Source organism: Nitrososphaera sp. (assembly GCF_036397675.1).
In the GTDB taxonomy this organism is placed as follows: Archaea; Thermoproteota; Nitrososphaeria; order Nitrososphaerales; family Nitrososphaeraceae; genus Nitrososphaera.
Genome location: NZ_DASWIL010000027.1, coordinates 39590 through 58590 on the forward strand (window position 1 = coordinate 39590; position 19001 = coordinate 58590).

A 19001-nucleotide genomic window follows, 5' to 3' on the forward strand; every position below is an offset into this window, starting at 1 on the left:
GGCTATGATAGGCTCTGTTAACTTAAGGCAAGAGCTATAGCTAGGCTCGTCCTAGCTTTTCATTGCCCATGAACAGAACTAGAACAAACCCAGCTATAATCAGGTATGGGCTGTACCTGTATTTTAGCTCTAGGAGCCTCAGGTTGGCAGCCAAGTGCTTGGAATCGGTAATTAAAAGAAGCCACGTATCCATCTGGAAATGGGTCCAGAAATATTCAGATTGTGCAGATAGGTTCAAGACGGATAAACGTCTGGTTAGGGAGATATTTGTTGACGAGACCCTGCTCCAGATAGATGGTAAGGATTACTGGCTATGGATTGCCTACGAGCCTAATCTGAATGCATGTCTAATGATGCACCTATCGAGAGAAAGGACCCTTTTCATATGCTACCGGTTCTTCAGACAGTTGAGGAACAGGTATGGCGGAAGGAAACCCATCTACACGGATGGTGCCAGATGGTACAATGAAGCGTGCAGGTGGTTGAGGCTACCACACTATGTGTATGGTACTGAACTGAAGAACATGATGGAACGATTCATCCAGCACATCAAGGACAGGACAGAATGTTTTGACGACCATTTTCCATGCAGGAAACAGGATTGTGACAGGCGGCATGTGTGGAACTGGTTGAAATTATTCATACTGTATGTACATACGGGTATGGACAGGAGACGGTTCATGATGTTCCTGTCTATGGATGGTGGTTAAGTTAACAGGGCCTATGATACTGCAAAAATAACAATTTCATGGTCGATTTGACAAGATTTGACCTAATAAGCTTTGCAAAAGTATCGTAATGAATGTTTGATGAAAGAATCACCATACCTCCGAGCTGTTTCCTGACTGGTCAAGACACGGACGTGGGGGCGGGATCTGAACTTTCTCCTGAAACGTGTTCCGCTTAACCCGCCTTCTTGTTGTAATGGTGATAATCTCGAGGGCCAAAACAATTTAATATCTCAAGAGAGGGCATTTTAACTATGAAGTTAAGCGTGGCTCTTGCTGCGAGCGTGGCGGCTGTGTTGGTACTGGCTCTCACTCTTCCAACCCAGGCGGCTTTTGCAGCAACAATAAATGCTGAGATCACCAAGAACGCGATAGACAAAACGGCTGATGCCTATTCACCCTATCCGATAAATGTCAACGTGGGCGACACGGTAATCTGGACAAACACGGACGGTACTATACACACTGTATCCTCCGGTACTGCGTCAGACCCTACGGACGACTTCGGATACGATGAAGAAGGAAATCCAACACTTATATTTGCTAACGGAAAATTCCAGCATACATTTACAGAAGCAGGCGATTTCCCATATTACTGTACGCTGCATACCGACATGGTGGGTAAGGTGATTGTGGCCGCTGGTGGTGGCATGCCGACTGAAACCATGGCTGAAGTAGAGCTTGACGGTAACACCTATCAGGTAACAGCAAAGTCTGCCGAGACCGAGGTTTTGTTTGCCGACATATTCCCCAATGAAGCAGTTGAGGTAGAGTTCGAAGGGCCCGGAGAGGTCGAGCTGACATTGCCGAAGAGCATGATCGACGGGATCAATGCGGTGAGCGCCGGCGACAACGCGATACAGTTTGAGACGGTCAGCTCTACCGCAACCTCCACGACCATCAAGTTTACGGTGCCCGAAGGTGGCGAGGTAGTCGAGATAACGGGTGCAACTGTGGTACCAGAGTTTGGCGTAATTGCGGCTCTTGTGTTTGCGGTCTCGCTCGTGGCTGTAATCGGGTTTGCCCGCTTCAGGGGTAGCTCGTTTGGCCTTGGAAGGTTCTAGGGAAGCCTTCCGCCCTCTTTTCTTTTTATTATTGCTCAAAGCTATCCTACCGGCGCTTTTGCTTCTTGTCCCTCTACCCGCCTTTGCGCAGGAGCAGATCATGCTTGCAACGGCAAGCGACCAGGGAACTTTTAGAGTCGAGATAGAATGGACGCCTGCAGACATTGGCACGGAGAACACGTTTGAGATGCACTTCATAGAGCCAGAGACGGGCAAGGAAGTAGAGGACGTGGTCTACGACTTTGTAATCGAGCAAAGAGGCGCGCCACTCTTTACGAGTGCAGGTCAAGCCTCAAACACACAAAGGGTAACGTTTAGCGAGCCGGGGTCGTACACAATCCTCGTGAAAAACATCGACGGCCTCGGCGAGGGCGCTTCATTCCCTGTTCAGGTCACGCCTGAAATCCCAGATGGAAGGATTGCATTCATCGTCGTGGCTATGACCGTAGCAATTCTCGTCACTCGTCTCAATAGGAATAATTTATTTAGGCTCCAAACCAGATAATAGCAATGGTGGGCAAGCAATTCCTAATCATGTCATTAGTCGCTCTAGTCCTTGTCGTTGGTATCCCTCTTTCTGCATATGCACAGGAAGGCGATAATAGCATGACAAAAACTACCAGTAAGGGCTCGCTCGACATTAGGTTAGAGCCAATTCAGATCTCTTCGCATCAGGTACAATTCAAGGTGAGCTTTCTTGACCCCGGAACAAATAACATTCATCAGCACCAAGATTATGACTTCAAGATACTGAAGAACGAGCAGGAGATCTTTAGTGCAGCAAAGCAGTACAATCAGCCACTGCTTCATAATGTGGAAGGAACGATCACGGTTCCGTACACCTTTGAACAAAATGGTGGTTACGCGGTAGAGCTCCAGATACTTGGAACCGGCTATGGTCCGACTGTCATCCCCACAGATGAAAACGCTGTATTTTCGATACAGGTGACGCCAGAGTTCCCGGCAGGCGCGCTGTTTGCGATTGCGGCGGTGACTGCAGGCACGATAGCCACTGCGAGGATTAAAAAGCTCTAGGCTTTGCGCGACAGCGCAATTGCGGCGATGGCTATTCCTGCCACGCCGACACCGACTCCGACAATGCCGACCATGAACGCCCTGTCGGCAGCTCCCCTTGTTTCGCTTGCAGACTCGGCTGCGTTCCTTGCAACGTCGTTTGCGTCTTGGGCAGAGTTGTTGGCGTCCTCTATTTGGACGGTCAAGTCGGTCAGCACGGCGCGCATCTGCTCGATAAAGCCCTCTGGGATGCCCTGCCCGGGATCGCTGCCAGCTTCAGGGAAGTTTAGCTTCTTCGAGTCTTCAACGTCTTCAAGCTCTATCTGAGTGTTGACCTGCTGCTGGTTTATGCTCCCAGTAAAAGCTACGGCGTACTGGCCCAGTTGCGTGGGTATAATTTCAGCCTCGTACCAGCCGGCCTGTTCGGCAGGCCTGAGCGCGAGCTCTTTCTGCACGCCCCCCTTTTTCACAACTACGCTGGCAGACGCAAACGCGTTTGTCACTGGCTTATCGTCTGAGATGGTCGTCACTTGTATGACTATGGTGTTCAGCTGACCAATAAGCGGCGGCTCTATGCCCCACCCTCCCACAAGCTCGAGGTCGCCGACCTCCGCTTTGTTGTGCGCGAAGGCGGGCTTCAAAAAGCCGAAAAGCAATAGCGGCAATGCAAAAGCCAAAGCGACGGCTGCCTTTTTCATCCGTGAAAACTTGATTTGCAATGCTTATAATCTTTGAGTCTTGTTCGGGGTTTGTACCACAAAACAAGCAAGAGTCAAATATGCGCCGGCGCGTATTTCTATCATGGGCCGCTCGTGGCTGTACGCGCCGGTGATAATCGCAGTCGCCGCACTTTTGGCCGCGGGTGCGCAGCAGGCTTTTGCCCATCCGATACTCGTCGACTCAGACCCCAGGCCCTTTGCGAGAGTCTCATCCACACCCGGGACTGTGACCGTCGTCTTCAGCGAGGCAATAGAGATAGACTACAGCAAGATAGCCGTGCTCGGGCCAGACGGGACAAGGGTTGACAGGAACGACCCTGCCCACGCAGACGGCGACACTACAACCCTGCGCGTCTCGATGCAGCCAAACCTACCGGAGGGTGTCTACACGGTCACCACACGCGTTTTGTCGGCAGTCGACGGCCACGTGGTCGACAGCGCCTACACGTTTGGCATCGGAGTCGCGCCCACACCGGACGCCAACGGGCCGTCGGGAGGGCAGTCCGACATACTGTCGCCGGAAGAGTCGGCGTCAAGGTTCCCCGGCATGGTGGGGCAGATAATCGTGGTGGGCGCGGCTTTCGGGTCGCTTTGGCTGTGGAGGCCGCTTGAAAGGGTTTCCTGGCTTGCAAACGCGATAGCGGCAAGGCGCCTTGAAATCGACAAGAACATGATAAAACTCGTCATAATCGGGACCAGCCTCGTCCTTGCCTCGAACGCGGCAATGATATCGGTGCAGGCGTACGAGATTGGCGCCGGCATAGGAGATGCAATCGCTACCAAGTTTGGCGGCGTCTGGACGACTAGGATGATAGAGTCGTCCATACTCATGATAATCGCGGTTTCTGTGCAGCGCAAGATGGCGAAGGAGGGCACAATGCCTTCGCGGGCAGAGATGATTGCAATCCTAGTCATGGCACTTGCGGTGCTAGTCACGTCAAGCCTGATATCGCACGGCGCGGCGACCGGCCAGATAGCCGCAGTCCTGCTGGACTTTTTCCACAACGCGGCGGCAGGGATATGGATTGGCGGCATAGTGCTCATGGGCTTTGTCGTGGTGCCCAAGCTGCTTGCCCTGTCAGACGAAAGGGCGAGGCCGGCCGCTATATCGATACTCATACCGCGCTTTTCCACAGTCGTCGTGACCGTGCTTGGCCTTTCGGTCATCACCGGCCCGCTTTTGCTGTTTATGATAGAGAGCAACCTCTCGCTCACGCTTGCATCCACCTACGGCAGGATACTTGCCATCAAACTCGCGCTTGCCGGCGTGATGGTGGGCATGGGCGCCTACTCACAGGTGGTGATACAGAAAAGGGCAATAGCCGCGATGGCCGGGGGGCTGTCAATACAGCACACAGGCGTTGGCAGGTTTGGCAAGACGCTCAAGGCCGAGGCCGGAGTTGGAATAGCGCTATTGCTCATGGTCTCTCTTATGGCCAACGGGGCGCTCCCCGCAGGCGAGTTCCCGCAATATGCAAGGCAGGATCCGCAGGACGCGTTTGCACAAATACCCGTGGACAGGGGGTACGTGCAGGCTTTGTACACTTCCGCCGGCCGCGTGGACCTTGAAGTCAAGCCGTTCGCAGTGGGGCAGAACTCGTTCACGCTCTCCTTCTTTGAGCTTGATGGCAAGCCTGCGTCGGGGATAGAATCTGCCTCAATAAAGCTGACGCAGGTAGAACGCGGGATAGGGCCTATCACCGTGGAAACTACGAAAAATTCAGAGGGCGTGTACATGGCAGATGCGGCGTTTGGCATAGCCGGCGCCTGGGACGTAGTGGTAGAGGGCGTGAGGCCGGAATCCACGAACATAGTCGCAAGCCTCGACTTGGACGTAGGGCCGGCGATATCAGACCTGTCTTTTGAGCTTGCGGAATACAAGATACCTGCGTCACCAAGCCTGCCCCTGTTCCCTGTGCTTGACAGGGAGCGCAATTCGATTTGGGTAGGAGACTCGCAGCCGGCGACCGGACGAATCTGGCAGCTTGACATGGGAACAGGAAACTACACGATGCACCGTCTGCAGAACGTGTCGCTTGTCACCATATCGGCGCTTGACGGCGACGACAAGATATGGTACGTCGATCCGAGCCTGACGCTCCTTGGTCAGTACGATCCTGACACGAAAACAAACAGGAATTTCCCGCTGCCACAAAAGGGTTTAATTTCCGGCCTTGCCCTAGACAGCGACGGGAACCTGTGGATGCCGGTGGTGCAGCCAAACAAGGTGTTCAGGTTCGCGCCTACGACACAAGAGTTCACCGCGGTAGATATACCAACGCCCGGCTCGGCGCCGGTAGCGATTTCAATAGACCGGAATGGCAACTTGTGGGTTGCTGAATCAATCGGCAGCAAGATAGCGATGATTGACCCTGCCACCGGCGAGATAAAGGAATACGCGCCACCGGGGCGCAACAAGCTGGACGTACCGACAGTAGTGTTCCAGGACCCAGACAGCGCCACTCTTTTCATATCCGAGCACAGCAGCCATACGATTACCGCATTTAACCCATTCTTTGAGACCTTCAAAGAATACCCGGTGATAAACGAAGGCGGGCTCCCATTTGGAATGGCCAAAGACAGTTTCGGCAACCTCTGGTATGCGCAGCACGAGATAGACAGGATAGCCGTGCTTGACCCGCGAACCGGCCAGGGCACGGAGGTCAAGATACCTACCGCCGGCTCGTGGATTCAATATATCCTGTCAGACGACGACCGCAACATATGGTTTGCGGAGCAGTACGGCGCAGCCATAGGCAAGATAACGGTGACCGCAAAGCCACCCACGCAACAGCCAGGACCCGGCGAACAAGAAGGAGAGCAGGAAGCAGAGATGGATCTGCCCCTTGCTGACTTTGCCGGCCCAGGCATCGCCGCAGGTATAGTCCTTGCCGGCCTGTTCTACGCAAAGAGCGCGACGGACCTGAAGCGCAACGTGCGCGCCGCGTCAAAGCTGGACTAACTGCCACCACGATTGCAGTCAGAACCAAGTTTGCTTCTCGTCCATCCGCCTGCTCCTTCTGCGATGCGCCACACCACTTTATTCTTCAGTTCTGGGTTTGTACCACTCTGTTTATTAGCCAAAAACTACCAAATTACTTGTGGATGCAGAAGGGTACTAGGCCTGCCCAGCAGGCTGCGAGCAAGCCGCTGCTCTTCGGCCTCGTTGCTGCGGTAGTGGTTGGGATAATCGCACCACTGACCCTGCCGCACGTCACGCACCCCTCGATGATCTACCACATCGTTCTTCACATGGCAGCAGTCGCAATAGCTGCGTTCTTGAGCATAATATCGCTGACGGCGTACGGGAGGGCCGGTGACGCAAGGACGCTTTTCATGACCGTCGGCTTCATGGCGCTCGGGGTTGCGGAGGTGTTTTACCTGTTGCAGGCAGCAGCGATTCCGATGCCGTTGTGGATACCCAGCATAGACATAGAGGTTTCTCACCTCATTACGCTTGTCATGCTCACCATGTTCGGGATAGGAGTGCTCAAGGTGAACAAGTGATGGAAGCAGTAGAGCTGACCCTCACACCGGACCTTCTCCTAGCGCAAATTGCAAAAGAGCCGGGCATACGCTACCGGGAACTCTTGCGGCTGACGGGACTTGCAAACGGTGTATTGACTTACCACCTGTCGGCGCTTGAAAAGTTAAGCATGATTAAAGTGGACAGGCAGTCAGGGGCAACGCGCTACTACCCGGTGAGCATTCCAGAGGGCGAGTCGCGTGTATTGGGGTTCGTGAGGCACGGGCCGGTGCGAGAGATAATCTCGTTCATGCTTGCAAACGACGCGTGCACTTTTGCCGAGCTTGTGGACCACACAGGCAAGGCGCCCTCCACCGTTTCGTCGCACCTGAAGCGGCTGAAGGAAGCCGGCGTAGTCCAGGTCCGGTACGGCGAGTACCAACTGTACAGCCTTGCAAACCGCGAACTTGTCGCAGATGTGCTGTCCAAGTACAAGTCGACGTACGCTGACAAGGTCGTCGACAATTACGTTGAAATGCTGGACGAGTTGTAGCTGGCACATTGAGGCTGGCATTTATCATAGTCGCAATCGCCCTACTGCTTGCCTGCCAGCAGGCCTTTGCAGACCCGCTGATGGGACAAGTCACGCGTCAGCGCATAGGAAACTATGATTTTGAAATAGCGACAGAGCCCGACCCGCTGCAGCAGGGCGCGCCTGCGAAAATAATGCTCAGGATTGCCGGCGTCAACGGCGACGACTTGATCGACGTGCCGGTCCAGCTCAGGATTGAAAAGGACGGCCAGGCCCTGCAACGTGCCGGCCCGCTCGTCGTGCCTTCCGGCCACTACAATTACACCTATACGTTTGCAGAGTCGGGCAGGTACGTGCTCTACGCCGACCTCCGGGACTATTCCTACAGCGGCGAGGTTCTCACTTTTACGTTCTTCCTCAATGTGCCCGGCCCGTTTGACTACGTCGTGCCCGGCATAGGAGCCGCAGCGGCTGCAATAGTGGGGGCAATAGTCATACTGAAAAGGCGCAGACACGGTTGATGGGGAGAACCCACACGACCGTGTAATGAAAAGGCGATCCGCCGGTTTGGCGTTTCATTCTGAATAACGCGCGTTTGCATATTAGTGGTTGTGGTTCATTCGCCAAATGTACCAATGTTGAAATATCGACAACGGCGAAATAATCCTGTGTTGCAGTACCTGCTTCCCGCGCTTGTCCTGCTCTTGCTTGCAGCAAAGCCAACAGATGCACACTTTTTTGGCGATATGCAGGAAATCGACGGCTACCAAGTGATATTCGCGCCCTACCCGTCAAGCCCCGTGATAGGAGCGAACTCGACGCTCAACTTTAGCGTGCTTGAGGACGGCGCCAACCTTTTCAACATATACGCGGCGGTCAAAGTGCAAGAAAAGTCCACCGGCGAGGTGATCTTCCAAGACCAGTACAGGCAGTACGAGATAAGCGACATCACAGTGCAGTTCATTTTTGCAGAACCGGGCGACTACACCATCACCCTTGAGACGCGAATACCCGAGCACGAGAAATACCAGGAGCAGCCGCTTACCGCAACTTTTGCCGTGTCTGCATTTCCACCGGGGCTGCCTCTTGACGAGCTCTTGATCTATTACGTGGCGCCCGCCGCCGTTGCAGCGGCCGGCATTGCCGTGTACCTGCACTCCAGAAACATGATCTGACGCCGGGACAGTTCGGTGCGTGTACTAAAAGACTAATTAGAGGAGAAGGTCAAGTCTGCTCATATGAAGCCAACTAGTATGGTGGCACTATTGCTGGCTGGCATGGATATTGTAGGGATGACCTATGCTACTGCAGGCCAGAGGGCGTTTGCGCATAATTTCTCTGAAGACGAGAGCGCCAATTTTCTTGTAAATGTCATGGCTACCAAGGTTCACCTGATGCTGGTGGGCAAGAACCTTGCCAATCCTGATGCAGCGCTTGCGCACATCGACCATGTGCATATGTTCATCGACGACGAGATGCTCAACGAGATAGCCGAAAGGAACGAGAGGATAGCCGACGACATCCCGGTTGCTCTGGACGACCTTGCGATCATGATAGAAAGCGGCGAGGACAGGAGCGTCATAGTCGGCCAGTTCCGCGAGATAAACAGCCTCCTTGCCGAAGCAGTCAGCGTCAGGATAGACAGTGACCACATAGAGGATACGCACATCAAGGCGCTCATAGTTGCAGGGCTTGTTGACAACGCGCTTGCTTCGTACGAGCAGGCCTACGGCCTTGGAGAACACGTGATGGAGAACGGCCAGATGATGGAGGATAGCATGGAACAGAGCGGCATAGTTGACCGTGACGCCTACGTCGCTGCAAAGGCATTTGCGACCTTGGCCAAGAATGCCTTCTTCAGGGAGCATTTGGCGGACGAAGGGTCCGAGATGGCCCACGAAGCCCAGTTGGGCTTGGTCAAGCTGAGGGAAGCCGTCTACGCCGAAGATCCGCTTGAAGACGTGACTGTAGCAGTGCACTTGGACGTCCACGAGAAACTGAAAGAGGCCTTTGGGCTTGAAATCGCAGGACACGCGGATTCCGACGAGCACTCCGATGAGGAAGGCGACCACACGAAAGGGTAACCGAAGACCTTCCCCTCCACTTTTTTGGGACAAATCTTTATCTTGAGTATTTGCGCTTGTTTTGACCGTGCAGCGTTGCATTATCCCCGTAATGATCGTCATTCTAATCATGTCGGTACCGAGCGCCTACGGGCACGGCCTTGGCTTTGACGAGTCGATTCCAGTGGTCATATCGGGAAAGCAGGTGTCGGTAGAGACCACGCTCTCGCCGTTTTACATCGAAGGCGTGCAGGGGGGCCAGCCCGTGTTCACCGTCAGGGCTCACGAGCCGGCCACTAACTCGACCATTACCGGCACAGACTTTAGGGTGACAGTCAGGCTGCAGAACGAGGTCCTGCTGGACCAGAGGTTCAGCTCGTCAGACGGGCTCGTTGTCGCAAACCTGATACCCGACGAAATCCAGACCGCGCAGGTCAACGGTCGGCCGGCATCGGGAGAGCCCGTGCAGGTGAGCCAGGACAACCCTGCAGAAGTGAGGAGCAGGATACTTGCAGACGGCGGCCTTTACCACGTCGCAGTCACGCTTGAAAAAACCAGCACAGGATTGCAGCTGGAACAGGACAGGACGTTTGACCTGTACGTCAGCATTTCAAAGACGCAAGAGTTTGAGGTCGAGACGCAGCAGCGGCCGCAGACGATATCGATCAAGACTTACTACGCCGACGTGGACAATCTTGAATACGACCAGAACAGCGGCAGGCTGGCGTTTTCCATGCTGTTTGACTGGAGCTCGCAGTACGTGAGCCAGGTGCAGCTCGTGCACATGGAAGTAGAGTTCCCGAAAGCCATAGAGAACCTGCAGTCAAACGGCTATTCCGGCACAATAAACGGCCGCGACCTTGCTCCCGGCGACGTACTGATCGACGACTATTCTTACCCGAACACCCGTGTGGTGCACTATGTGCTGAACAGCAACAGGCTATCTAGCATCGCAGAGACCGCAAAGGGCAACAGCATGGATTTTGTGCTCCTGCCCACCACCATTCCGAAATTCCCACTCGACCTTTTGTCTACGACTGAAAAGTACGATTGGCAGGTTGCGTGGGGACCGGAGGTGATAGAGACCGGCGTCCTGACGACCTTCGCGATGAACATCCAAGATCCTGCAACTACAGACCTTGTCCGGAACGCCTCTTTTGACTTTGTTCTTACAAAGGAGGGCCGCGAGGTCCACAGGCAGCACCTGTCGTCAAATCAGGGCATATTCTCTCACGAGTACACTTTTGCCGAGCCCGGCACGTACAGGCTTGCCGCGGAGAAAATCAACGGCGGGAGCGAGAGCGCCCAGCTGGACATTGTCGTGCTGCGGGGCACGGGGCCGGTGGAGCCGCCGCAGCAGCCGTCAGGGTGCCTGATAGCTACCGCTGCATTCGGGTCAGAGCTCACCCCGCAGATGCAGTTCTTGCGGACTTTTCGCGACCACTACATAATGCAGTCTGCCTCCGGCTCGGCGTTCATGGGTACGTTCAACACAATCTATTATTCATTCAGCCCGCAGGTTGCCGACTATGAGCGCGACCAGCCCTGGCTGCAGGCCACCGTAAAAGCGGCCATCTACCCGCTGTTTGGGATACTGATTGCGTCAGAGAAGGCCTTTGCCGCCTTGGGCGGAGGCGAGGCTGGAACCGTTCTCGCCGGAGCCGTCGCAAGCTCGCTCATCGGCGCGGTCTACGTCTCACCTGCCGCGGCAGCTGCTATGATTGCAGGCAAAAAGCGCGTCAGTGCAAGGGTGCTATTTGTGGTTCTCTTTGTAGCAACAGGATCACTTGCCGCGACCGCGCTAGCGCTGCAGGCTGCCTCTGCGGCCGCGCTACAGCTCGCCGCGTCAGCCTTTGTCATATCGGCGGCAGGGGCGGCGGCGCTTGCAGTAGCCAGGCTGGCCAAAGCAGCGTGGACTAGGTGACCACATCGGCGAGCCGACCCTTCTTTTTCGCCATTTTCACTTCGCGGGCTATTCTGCGGCCCATGCTCATCGGCTCGTCGTAAAGCAGGTCCGAATACGGCGAGCCGTCCACGTATAGATTTGTCCCAGCAACTATTCTTGCCGAAAACTCGAATGTCGTGAAGTGTCCCTCGCTGTCGTAGACCCCCTCGAGGCAGAACGGGCCAGGCATGCCTGGCTTGACGAGCCTCTCTGCCGCCCTGCAGAATCCCTCGCCCATCCTGTAGACCTCATCGAGGAGCGACTCGCGTAGCACAAGCGGTATGTTGCCGACCACCGTGTAGGAGGGCTCGCCTCCGGCCCCGAGTTGCTGCCTGGCAGGAATGCGTCCCATGCCGTCGATGTCAGACTCGTAACGTCTGTCGACGCCCAAAAGCTCCAGCTCCTTTGTGAGCGGGGAAAAGAAATACTGCAGGTAAACAGGAACGCCCCTGACAAACTCCTGTATGTAGAGGTCCTGCTCGCCTTTTATCATGTTCCGCTGCACAAGCCTCTTTGCGCCCTCTTCAAAGCTCTGGCGGTCCCACGCAAGGTAGTACCCCCTTCCACCTGCTGCCCCGTGCAGTTTGACGATGCAGAGTCCCCCTATGTCGTCCTTTGACACCACCGGCCTTGGCGTCCTCAGCCCCGCCGCTTCCATTAGCCTCTGCTTCAGCCCCCTGTCGGCCTCCCAGCGCAGTATCCACTTGTTGCCGAATATGGGTGTGTCTATCTTCTCTATCTGGTCGCTTGACATCTGCGATATCAGAGTGCCGTGCGGGACAAGAACGGCGTTTGCCCTTTTCAGCTTGGCTTGGACGCCGTCGTTAAGGAACTCGCTGAAGCTGTCGACCAGAATCATGCTGTCGATAAAACCAAACCTCTCGTACAGCCCGGCGCGCTTTTTCTCGCACACCAGCAGGGTTTTAAAACCCTCGTTCTTTGCCCCCTTTAACACCTGCAGCGCGCAGTGCGAACCTAGGGTCGCGATGGTAACAGCTTTGCCCTTTGCCAAGATAATGTTGGTTGCAGGGCCGGAGGTTAAAATCGTTGTCGAAAAAATATGGTCATTAGGAGAGGTCGAGCCTGTACCTAGATCCGCTCTCTACCATGTAGTCGTTAACTACCCTGTTGGTGCAGTCGGGATACAACGCCGCAGCTGTGGAATGGTGTTCCTACTTCTAACCATGTATGGTCAACGGCTGAACCTTTGACATAATGAAAACAAAGATAGCGTGACCCTATTATTGCCGGCAGGCCTTACAGAGGTGCGTGGACTCGAGAGCAGCGCACACGGCCGAGCACGCCTTTATCGGCGCCCTGCAAAATGTCCTCGGCCAGACGCTCAGGGTAAGAAAAGTCGAGCACAAGAAGGACGACAACACCGCGTTCGTAGTCATCCCGCAGCTTGACGTCGACGCTGTTGTAAAGGCGGAGATCATGGTCAACGCGCTGATTGCAGAAGGCAGGAGTGTCACCACGCGGACGTACCCGTCGCTTGAGGGGGCAAGAAAACACAACCCATCTCTTCGCGCAAACGAGGAGCGGATTTCTGGAGAGGTGCGGGTCGTGGAGATAGAGGACCACGATGTGGCTGCGTGCGCAATGGACCATATGCTTCCAACCTGCGCGAGTGTGAATTCTTCCTTGCCACGAGGCTCTCAAAGAGCGGGAGCGAGTACGAGGTCGACTTTGTGGTGGGACGGGATGCCAAGGACGCGGCGGTTGCGCTGTCTGCAAAAATGATGAAGGTGTGCGAGGAGCTGGGCGCAAACCCGAACACGGTCGAAAGCACCGCAAGGAAAGCCAGAACAGAGGGCGAGGTCAACTTCAAAAAGCTAAAGGCGCTCAGCAAGGAAAAGCTGGACGGGATTGCACCTATTTCAAACGGCAAGGTAGCGGTGATAAAGGGCGCGTTTTTTGGGCTTGCAGACGAGGCGCTGCTAGAGTTTGCCGGTGACAAGATAACGGCTGCGAACACCGTGGCAGTTCTTGCAAACGCTAGTGCGTCGGAAACGACATATTTCATACTTGCGCGACATGAAGCGATGGACATAGACTGCAACAAGGTGTTCCGCGAGGTCGCCGGCGCCGAAGGCAGGGGCGGGGGAAAGCCACACTTCGTCACGGGCGTCGTCAAGAAGGAAAAGGCGCAGCAAATAGCCGATAGAATAGCCGAGCACGTCCTACGGTTAAATTAATAACCTCTTTCATCCAACACGCTCTGTTTAATTTGGAAACCCTCAAAGAGGAGGATCTGGGCCAGTGGAGGCGCACCCACTACTCCGCACAGGTCGGCCCCTCGATCGCAGACCGCGAGGTCGTCGTCATGGGGTGGGTGTCGAGCGTCCGGGACCACGGCAACATCCAGTTCATAATCATCAAGGACCTTCAAGGCGAGGTGCAGGTGACTGCGAAAAAGAGCGAGGTGGGCGACGAACTGTTCTCGCTTGTGCAGGAGGTAAAAGAACATACTTCGGTAGGCGTGCGGGGCAAGGTGAGGCCGCAGGAAAAGGCCCCGACCGGGGCAGAAATAGTGCCGCTCGAAATCCGCGCGTTTTCTATTGCAAAAAAGGCTCCGCCGTTCATGACGCAGGGCAAGAGCTCGCCTGTAGGAATCGACACGCGGCTTGACCTCCGGGCAGTCGACCTGCGCAGGAACTACCTGGGCTCGGTGTTCCGAATCAGGCAGACAGTCGTAAACGCCGTCAGGGAGTTCCTTGCTCGCCAGCAGTTCATCGAAGTCAGCACGCCCAAGATGATAGCCACTGCCACGGAAGGCGGGGCAGCGCTTTTCCCGATATTCTACTACGACAGGGAGGCGTTCTTGGCGCAGAGCCCCCAGCTTTACAAAGAGCAGCTGACCATGGCGTTTGAGAGCGTCTTTGAGATAGGGCCCATATTCCGGGCCGAACCTTCGCGCACGAACCGCCACCTGTCGGAAGCCACGTCGATAGACGTCGAGCAGGCTTTTTCAGACTATAGAGACACCATTTCGCTTCTTGAGCGCATGATAGTAAACATCGTAGATACTGTCAAGGAACGCAACGCCTCCGACCTGAAGTTGCTCGAAGTCCAGATGCCTGCGCTCGAACTTCCGTTCCCAAAGTACGCGTATTCCGACCTCATCGACAAACTGCAGGAGGCCGGTGAGCATGTTCAGTGGGGCGAAGATATCTCGCCGCAGGCACTGAAAAGCCTGTCCGACGAAAGGATGAGCGGCTTTTACTTTATAGTCGACTGGCCGACCTCGGCAAAGCCTTTCTACGTCAAGCCCGGTGCAGACCCCAAGGTGTGCGAGTCGTTTGACCTGATGCACGGGTCGCTAGAGATGTCGTCTGGCAGTACCAGGATAAACCGCAAGGACCAGCTGGTCGAGAGGATGCAAAAGCAGGGACTAAAGCCGGACGCGTTTGACTATCACCTGCGCGTCTTTGACTACGGCGTGCCTCCTCACGCAGGCTTTGGCCTAGGCCTCGAGCGGCTCTTGATGGCGCTTGTAGGGATAGAGAACATTCGCGATGCGACTTTTTATCCGAGGGACATCGACAGGCTGGCGCCGTAGATGGTGACCAAGGACGATGTAAGGCATCTTGGCTGGCTCTCCCGGATGGATCTCTCAGACGACGAGCTGGAAAAATACACGTCGCAGATAGAGCAGATAATCGCGTATCTCGGCATGCTTGACAAGATTGAGCTTGAAAAGGCTGAGCCGATAAGGGCAAGGAAAAAGTATGTCGACCTCCGGCCCGACGAGGCGCAGGCGTTTGGCTCTGACGCGCTTGGCACAGCAAACCGCAAGGACGGCTTTGTGAAGGGCCCGAGGATGGTCTAACTGCTGTACAAACTGGACGCTGTAAGCGTCGCAAGAAAGGTCGCAGAGCGCGAGTTTTCAGCCGAGGAATACATCCAGCAGGTACTTGAGAGGATAAAGAAGGTGGAGCCCAAGGTGAACGCGTTCATCACCGTCAACAAGAACGCGATAGAGCAGGCGCGCTCACTTGACAGGAAAATACGTGATGGCAAAGATGCCGGCCCGCTCGCCGGTGTCGCGGTCGGGATAAAGGACAACATATCCACAAAGGGCATCAGGACCACCTGCGCGTCCAAGATGCTTGACAACTATGTTCCACCATATGACGCCACCGTTGTCAAGCAGCTGCAGGACGCCGGCGCTGTAATCGTGGGAAAGGTCAACCTGGACGAGTTTGCGATGGGCTCGACGACAGAGTTCAGCCGGCACGGGCCGACAAGGAACCCGTGGGACACCAGCCGCGTGCCTGGCGGCTCTTCGGGCGGCAGCGCGGCAAGCGTGGCTGCGCTTGAATGCGCAGTATCTCTTGGCTCCGACACGGGGGGCTCTGTGAGGTGCCCGGCAAGCTTTTGCTCCGTGGTGGGCCTAAAGCCGACGTACGGCCTCGTGAGCAGGTTTGGGCTTGTCTCCTACGCAAACAGTCTGGAGCAGGTGGGGCCGGTCGGCAGGACGGTCGCCGACGTGGCGTCGGTGCTCGACGTGATATCAGGGTTTGACGAGCGCGACCACACAACTGCCGCAGGCAAGCAGTCCTACGGCGCGGGCAAAAAGCGGCCGCTCCGCGTAGGCCTTGTCAAGGAATTCATCGAAGGCGCAGACGAACAGGTATCGAAGATAATCTATGACGCGGTCAACACCCTTGCAAAGGAGGGATGCAAGTGCGAAGAGGCGTCGCTTCCATCGGTGAAGTACGCGCTTGCCTCTTACTACACGATAGCGATGGCAGAGGCGTCAAGCAACCTGGCAAGGTACGACAACATGCGCTACGGATTTGATGCAAGCCCGGACGGCTACGAGTGGAACTCGTACTTCTCTCATACGCGGGGCAACTTTGGCGAGGAGGTAAAGCGCAGGATAATAACGGGATCATACGTTTTGTCTTCAGGCTATTACGGCAAGTACTACCTGAAGGCGCAGCAGGTGCGCTCGATAATAAGAAAGGAGCTAAAATCGCTTTTCGGGAAGTTCGACGTGCTTGCCGGCCCAACGATGCCGATATTGCCTTTCAAGATAGGAGAGAAGCTTGACGACCCGCTCAAGATGTACCTGGTAGACGTGGACACCGTCGTCGCAAACCTTGCAGCAGTGCCTGCGATCTCCGTGCCGGCAGGGTTTGCCGCAGGGCTGCCTGTGGGCCTGCAGCTGATGGCCGACGAATTTTGCGAACAGACGCTCTTTGACGCTGCAGGCGTGTTTGAATCGGCCGCAAATGTGCGGGGGAGCCCGGATCTCTGATGGAAGTCAAGATAGGGCTTGAGATACACTGCCAGCTCACCGGCCTGGCAAGCAAGCTGTTTTGCCCCTGCCCGTGCAACTACCGCGGGAGCGAGCCCAACGCCAATACATGCCCGGTCTGCCTGGGCCTGCCCGGCACGCTGCCGTTGTTGAACAGGCGGGCAGTGGAGTTTGCCGGCATGATCACACTTGCGCTTGGCTGCAGGATACCGGAGGAAACAATGTTCTACCGCAAGAACTACTTTTACCCCGACCTGCCAAAGAACTTCCAGCTGACACAGTACAACGCGTACGGGATAACCAGCATCGGTGTAGACGGCAAGCTCGACTACGACGACAAATCCGCAAGGATAAGGCGTGTCCAGCTAGAAGAGGACCCGGGCCGGCTGGTCTACGAGGGCGGGAGCATGGAAAAGAGCCTCTACGTTCTTGTCGACTACAACAGGGCCGGCGTGCCTCTAGTCGAGATTGTCACAGAGCCGGACTTTGCCGACCCAAATGACGTCCGGGATTTTCTGAACAAGGTAAAATCTATAGTCGAGCACCTGGGGATCTGCGACACGAACCTTGAAGGAGCAGTCAGGTGCGACGCCAACGTATCGGTGGCCGGAGGCAACAGGGTAGAGATAAAGAACGTGAACTCGTTTGCCGACGTGGAAAAAGCGTTAAAGTATGAAATGACGCGCCAAAAGACTATGGTATCTCGCGACATTGAAGTGAAGGCAGAGACGCGTCACTGGGACGACGCAAGGAAAGTTACAAAGGAATCGCGCTCAAAAGAAGAGGAGCAGGACTATCGCTATTTCCCAGAGCCGGATGTGCCTTCGGTAGAGCTTGGCAGAGATTTCACAAAAACATTGCAAGGGTCGATGCCCGAACTCCCTGACGCCAGAAAAGCGCGCTTTGAGTCGATGGGCCTTTCGTCCCACGTTGCTTCCGTGCTGATAGACAACAAGGAGCTTGCCGACTTTTTCGAGTCCGCAGCCAAGATACGCGACTCGCCAAAGGAGATTGCGAACTGGCTCGTCACCGACCTGATGGGCTTTGTGGACGAGAAAGAAAAGGAAGCAGGCCGCTCGATTCTGTCGGGAATAAAAGCAGGGCCCGCGCACATTGCAGACCTGGTAAAGCTCGTTGAAGATGGCACTGTTAACCGCGCCACTGCCAAGCAGATACTTGCACAGGTCGTCGAAACCGGGGAGATGCCCTCAGACGTTGCGAAGAACTCGCAGGTGACAAGGATAGGCGACACAGGCGCGCTTGGGCAGGCAGTTGACGCCGTATTTTCAGCAGAACCGTCAGCAGTCGCGGACGCAAAAAAGAATCCCGCTGCCGTCAACTTTTTACTCGGAAAAGTGATGCAGCAGACAAAGGGCAGGGCGGACCCCAAGGCCGCGCTAGAACTCATACGCAAGAAGCTGGAAATCTAGGCCCGAAAGCCTTGCGTCATCTCGTGGCAGGCCCTGCTGTGCTCGAGCGCCTCTTCTCTCTCTTTGTCTTTGTCGACGTCAAACACCCTGTTGCAGGTGTAGCACCGGACTAACATCATTTTTCCATGCAAAGCGGCAGCCTGCCCTGATGATTGTCCGCGTATTCTTTTATCATCTTGTCCTTTTCGGCGCCATACGACGCCGTGGGCATGTAGTGGAAACGCTTGGCATTTCTCGCGCACGGTTCGCCCAGCAGTTCTGCAAGCGACTTGCGCATGTTGTTGCTCCCGCCTATGAAGTGCACCTTCATGCTTGTATGCATCATGAACACGCCTGCCTCTTCGGGAACCTTGTCGACTCCGGCCCTGTCAAAGTCTAGCCACTCTGACCAGCTCATTTCTCTTCACTGTCCAGCTTTAGCGAGACCGAGTTTATGCAGTACCTCATGCCGGTGGGGTTTGGCCCGTCGTCAAAGAGGTGCCCTAAGTGCGCGCCGCACTTGTTGCATATGACTTCTGTCCGGACCATGCCGTAGCTGGTGTCTGTTTCTTCCTTGACGTTCTCGCCTTTTGCCGGCTCCCAGAACGAGGGCCAGCCGGTGCCCGAGTCGAATTTCGTGTCCGACTTGAAAAGCTCGGCCCCACATGCGACGCACTTGTATACGCCCTTTTCGTGGCAATCCCAGTACTTACCTGAAAACGGGCGCTCGGTGGCCTTGTTCCAACACACCTCGCGCTCTTCAGGCGTCAGATGATCGTAATCGCTCATGCCCTA

22 protein-coding genes are annotated in these 19001 nt (G+C 55.4%); 17 read left to right on the forward strand and 5 right to left on the reverse strand.

The annotated features are described in order from the left end of the window. Nucleotides 1-158: 158 nt before the first annotated feature. The 4 genes from VGA14_RS05830 (at nucleotide 159) to VGA14_RS05845 (ending at nucleotide 2827) form a co-directional block, all read left to right on the forward strand. On the forward strand, nucleotides 159-710 hold the full coding sequence (locus tag VGA14_RS05830) for a DDE-type integrase/transposase/recombinase (RefSeq protein ID WP_331002812.1): 552 nt from the start codon (nucleotides 159-161) through the stop codon (nucleotides 708-710). Between the two features lie 272 nt (nucleotides 711-982). After that, the gene (locus VGA14_RS05835; RefSeq protein WP_331002813.1) at nucleotides 983-1792 is read left to right on the forward strand and encodes a plastocyanin/azurin family copper-binding protein; all 810 of its coding nucleotides are present in this window, start codon (nucleotides 983-985) and stop codon (nucleotides 1790-1792) included. Between the two features lie 100 nt (nucleotides 1793-1892). Beyond that, nucleotides 1893-2297, forward strand: coding sequence for a hypothetical protein (locus VGA14_RS05840; RefSeq protein WP_331002814.1), 405 nt, complete (start codon nucleotides 1893-1895; stop codon nucleotides 2295-2297). A gap of 5 nt (nucleotides 2298-2302) precedes the next feature. After that, entirely contained in the window at nucleotides 2303-2827 is a 525-nt protein-coding gene (locus tag VGA14_RS05845) for a hypothetical protein (RefSeq protein ID WP_331002815.1), read from the forward strand. Here the strand turns inward: VGA14_RS05845 and VGA14_RS05850 are convergent. After that, a complete protein-coding gene (locus VGA14_RS05850) occupies nucleotides 2824-3504 on the reverse strand; it encodes a hypothetical protein (protein ID WP_331002816.1) in 681 nt (226 codons plus the stop codon). The two genes, VGA14_RS05845 and VGA14_RS05850, sit on opposite strands and share 4 nt — an antisense overlap. Before the next feature lie 103 nt (nucleotides 3505-3607). Between VGA14_RS05850 and VGA14_RS05855 the strand changes: the two genes are divergently transcribed. The 7 genes from VGA14_RS05855 to VGA14_RS05885 all read left to right on the forward strand — a co-directional run bounded on the left by VGA14_RS05855 (nucleotide 3608) and on the right by VGA14_RS05885 (nucleotide 11510). Beyond that, nucleotides 3608-6487 (forward strand): virginiamycin B lyase family protein, encoded by a 2880-nt coding sequence (locus VGA14_RS05855; RefSeq protein ID WP_331002817.1) that lies wholly within the window; start codon nucleotides 3608-3610, stop codon nucleotides 6485-6487. A 143-nt stretch (nucleotides 6488-6630) separates the two neighbouring features. Beyond that, on the forward strand, nucleotides 6631-7032 hold the full coding sequence (locus tag VGA14_RS05860) for a hypothetical protein (RefSeq protein WP_331002818.1): 402 nt from the start codon (nucleotides 6631-6633) through the stop codon (nucleotides 7030-7032). Next, on the forward strand, nucleotides 7032-7544 hold the full coding sequence (locus tag VGA14_RS05865) for a winged helix-turn-helix transcriptional regulator (RefSeq protein ID WP_331002819.1): 513 nt from the start codon (nucleotides 7032-7034) through the stop codon (nucleotides 7542-7544). The genes VGA14_RS05860 and VGA14_RS05865 overlap by 1 nt, the downstream gene beginning before the upstream one ends. An 8-nt stretch (nucleotides 7545-7552) precedes the next feature. Continuing rightward, nucleotides 7553-8044, forward strand: a complete 492-nt coding sequence (locus VGA14_RS05870; RefSeq protein WP_331002820.1) for a hypothetical protein — start codon at nucleotides 7553-7555, stop codon at nucleotides 8042-8044. 150 nt (nucleotides 8045-8194) lie between these two features. After that, nucleotides 8195-8698, forward strand: a complete 504-nt coding sequence (locus VGA14_RS05875) for a hypothetical protein (RefSeq protein ID WP_331002821.1) — start codon at nucleotides 8195-8197, stop codon at nucleotides 8696-8698. A gap of 63 nt (nucleotides 8699-8761) precedes the next feature. Continuing rightward, the gene (locus VGA14_RS05880; RefSeq protein WP_331002822.1) at nucleotides 8762-9607 is read left to right on the forward strand and encodes a hypothetical protein; all 846 of its coding nucleotides are present in this window, start codon (nucleotides 8762-8764) and stop codon (nucleotides 9605-9607) included. A 67-nt stretch (nucleotides 9608-9674) separates the two neighbouring features. Further along, nucleotides 9675-11510 carry a CFI-box-CTERM domain-containing protein gene (locus VGA14_RS05885; protein WP_331002823.1) on the forward strand — a complete coding sequence of 612 codons (1836 nt, stop codon included), beginning with the start codon at nucleotides 9675-9677 and terminating at the stop codon, nucleotides 11508-11510. Here the strand turns inward: VGA14_RS05885 and VGA14_RS05890 are convergent. Continuing rightward, entirely contained in the window at nucleotides 11503-12543 is a 1041-nt protein-coding gene (locus VGA14_RS05890) for a formate--phosphoribosylaminoimidazolecarboxamide ligase (protein ID WP_331002824.1), read from the reverse strand. The two genes, VGA14_RS05885 and VGA14_RS05890, sit on opposite strands and share 8 nt — an antisense overlap. Nucleotides 12544-12800: 257 nt before the next feature. On the opposite strand from VGA14_RS05890, the gene VGA14_RS05895 reads away from it, so the two are divergent. The 6 genes from VGA14_RS05895 to gatB are packed head-to-tail and all read left to right on the forward strand — an operon-like array spanning nucleotide 12801 to nucleotide 18227. Then, complete coding sequence (locus VGA14_RS05895) at nucleotides 12801-13274, forward strand: hypothetical protein (protein WP_331002825.1); 474 nt, start codon at nucleotides 12801-12803, stop codon at nucleotides 13272-13274. After that, nucleotides 13223-13729: a hypothetical protein gene (locus tag VGA14_RS05900; RefSeq protein ID WP_331002826.1), complete on the forward strand. Its 507-nt coding sequence runs from the start codon at nucleotides 13223-13225 to the stop codon at nucleotides 13727-13729. The genes VGA14_RS05895 and VGA14_RS05900 overlap by 52 nt, the downstream gene beginning before the upstream one ends. Nucleotides 13730-13761: 32 nt before the next feature. Continuing rightward, a complete protein-coding gene (gene aspS / locus VGA14_RS05905; protein WP_331002827.1) occupies nucleotides 13762-15093 on the forward strand; it encodes an aspartate--tRNA(Asn) ligase in 1332 nt (443 codons plus the stop codon). Then, complete coding sequence (locus tag VGA14_RS05910) at nucleotides 15094-15363, forward strand: aspartyl/glutamyl-tRNA amidotransferase subunit C (RefSeq protein ID WP_331002828.1); 270 nt, start codon at nucleotides 15094-15096, stop codon at nucleotides 15361-15363. A 12-nt stretch (nucleotides 15364-15375) separates the two neighbouring features. Further along, nucleotides 15376-16797, forward strand: a complete 1422-nt coding sequence (gatA, locus tag VGA14_RS05915; protein ID WP_331002923.1) for an Asp-tRNA(Asn)/Glu-tRNA(Gln) amidotransferase subunit GatA — start codon at nucleotides 15376-15378, stop codon at nucleotides 16795-16797. Then, entirely contained in the window at nucleotides 16797-18227 is a 1431-nt protein-coding gene (gene gatB / locus VGA14_RS05920) for an Asp-tRNA(Asn)/Glu-tRNA(Gln) amidotransferase subunit GatB (RefSeq protein WP_331002829.1), read from the forward strand. The genes gatA and gatB overlap by 1 nt, the downstream gene beginning before the upstream one ends. On the opposite strand, the gene VGA14_RS05925 is transcribed toward gatB, so the two are convergent. Genes VGA14_RS05925 through msrB form a run of 3 tightly spaced genes read right to left on the reverse strand, consistent with a single transcriptional unit; the run spans nucleotide 18224 to nucleotide 18995 of the window. Next, entirely contained in the window at nucleotides 18224-18358 is a 135-nt protein-coding gene (locus tag VGA14_RS05925; RefSeq protein ID WP_331002830.1) for a hypothetical protein, read from the reverse strand. The two genes, gatB and VGA14_RS05925, sit on opposite strands and share 4 nt — an antisense overlap. Further along, nucleotides 18343-18624: a hypothetical protein gene (locus VGA14_RS05930; protein WP_331002831.1), complete on the reverse strand. Its 282-nt coding sequence runs from the start codon at nucleotides 18622-18624 to the stop codon at nucleotides 18343-18345. Before VGA14_RS05930 ends, VGA14_RS05925 begins: the two co-directional genes overlap by 16 nt. Continuing rightward, nucleotides 18621-18995 (reverse strand): peptide-methionine (R)-S-oxide reductase MsrB, encoded by a 375-nt coding sequence (gene msrB / locus VGA14_RS05935; RefSeq protein ID WP_331002832.1) that lies wholly within the window; start codon nucleotides 18993-18995, stop codon nucleotides 18621-18623. Before msrB ends, VGA14_RS05930 begins: the two co-directional genes overlap by 4 nt. Nucleotides 18996-19001 lie beyond the last annotated feature (6 nt).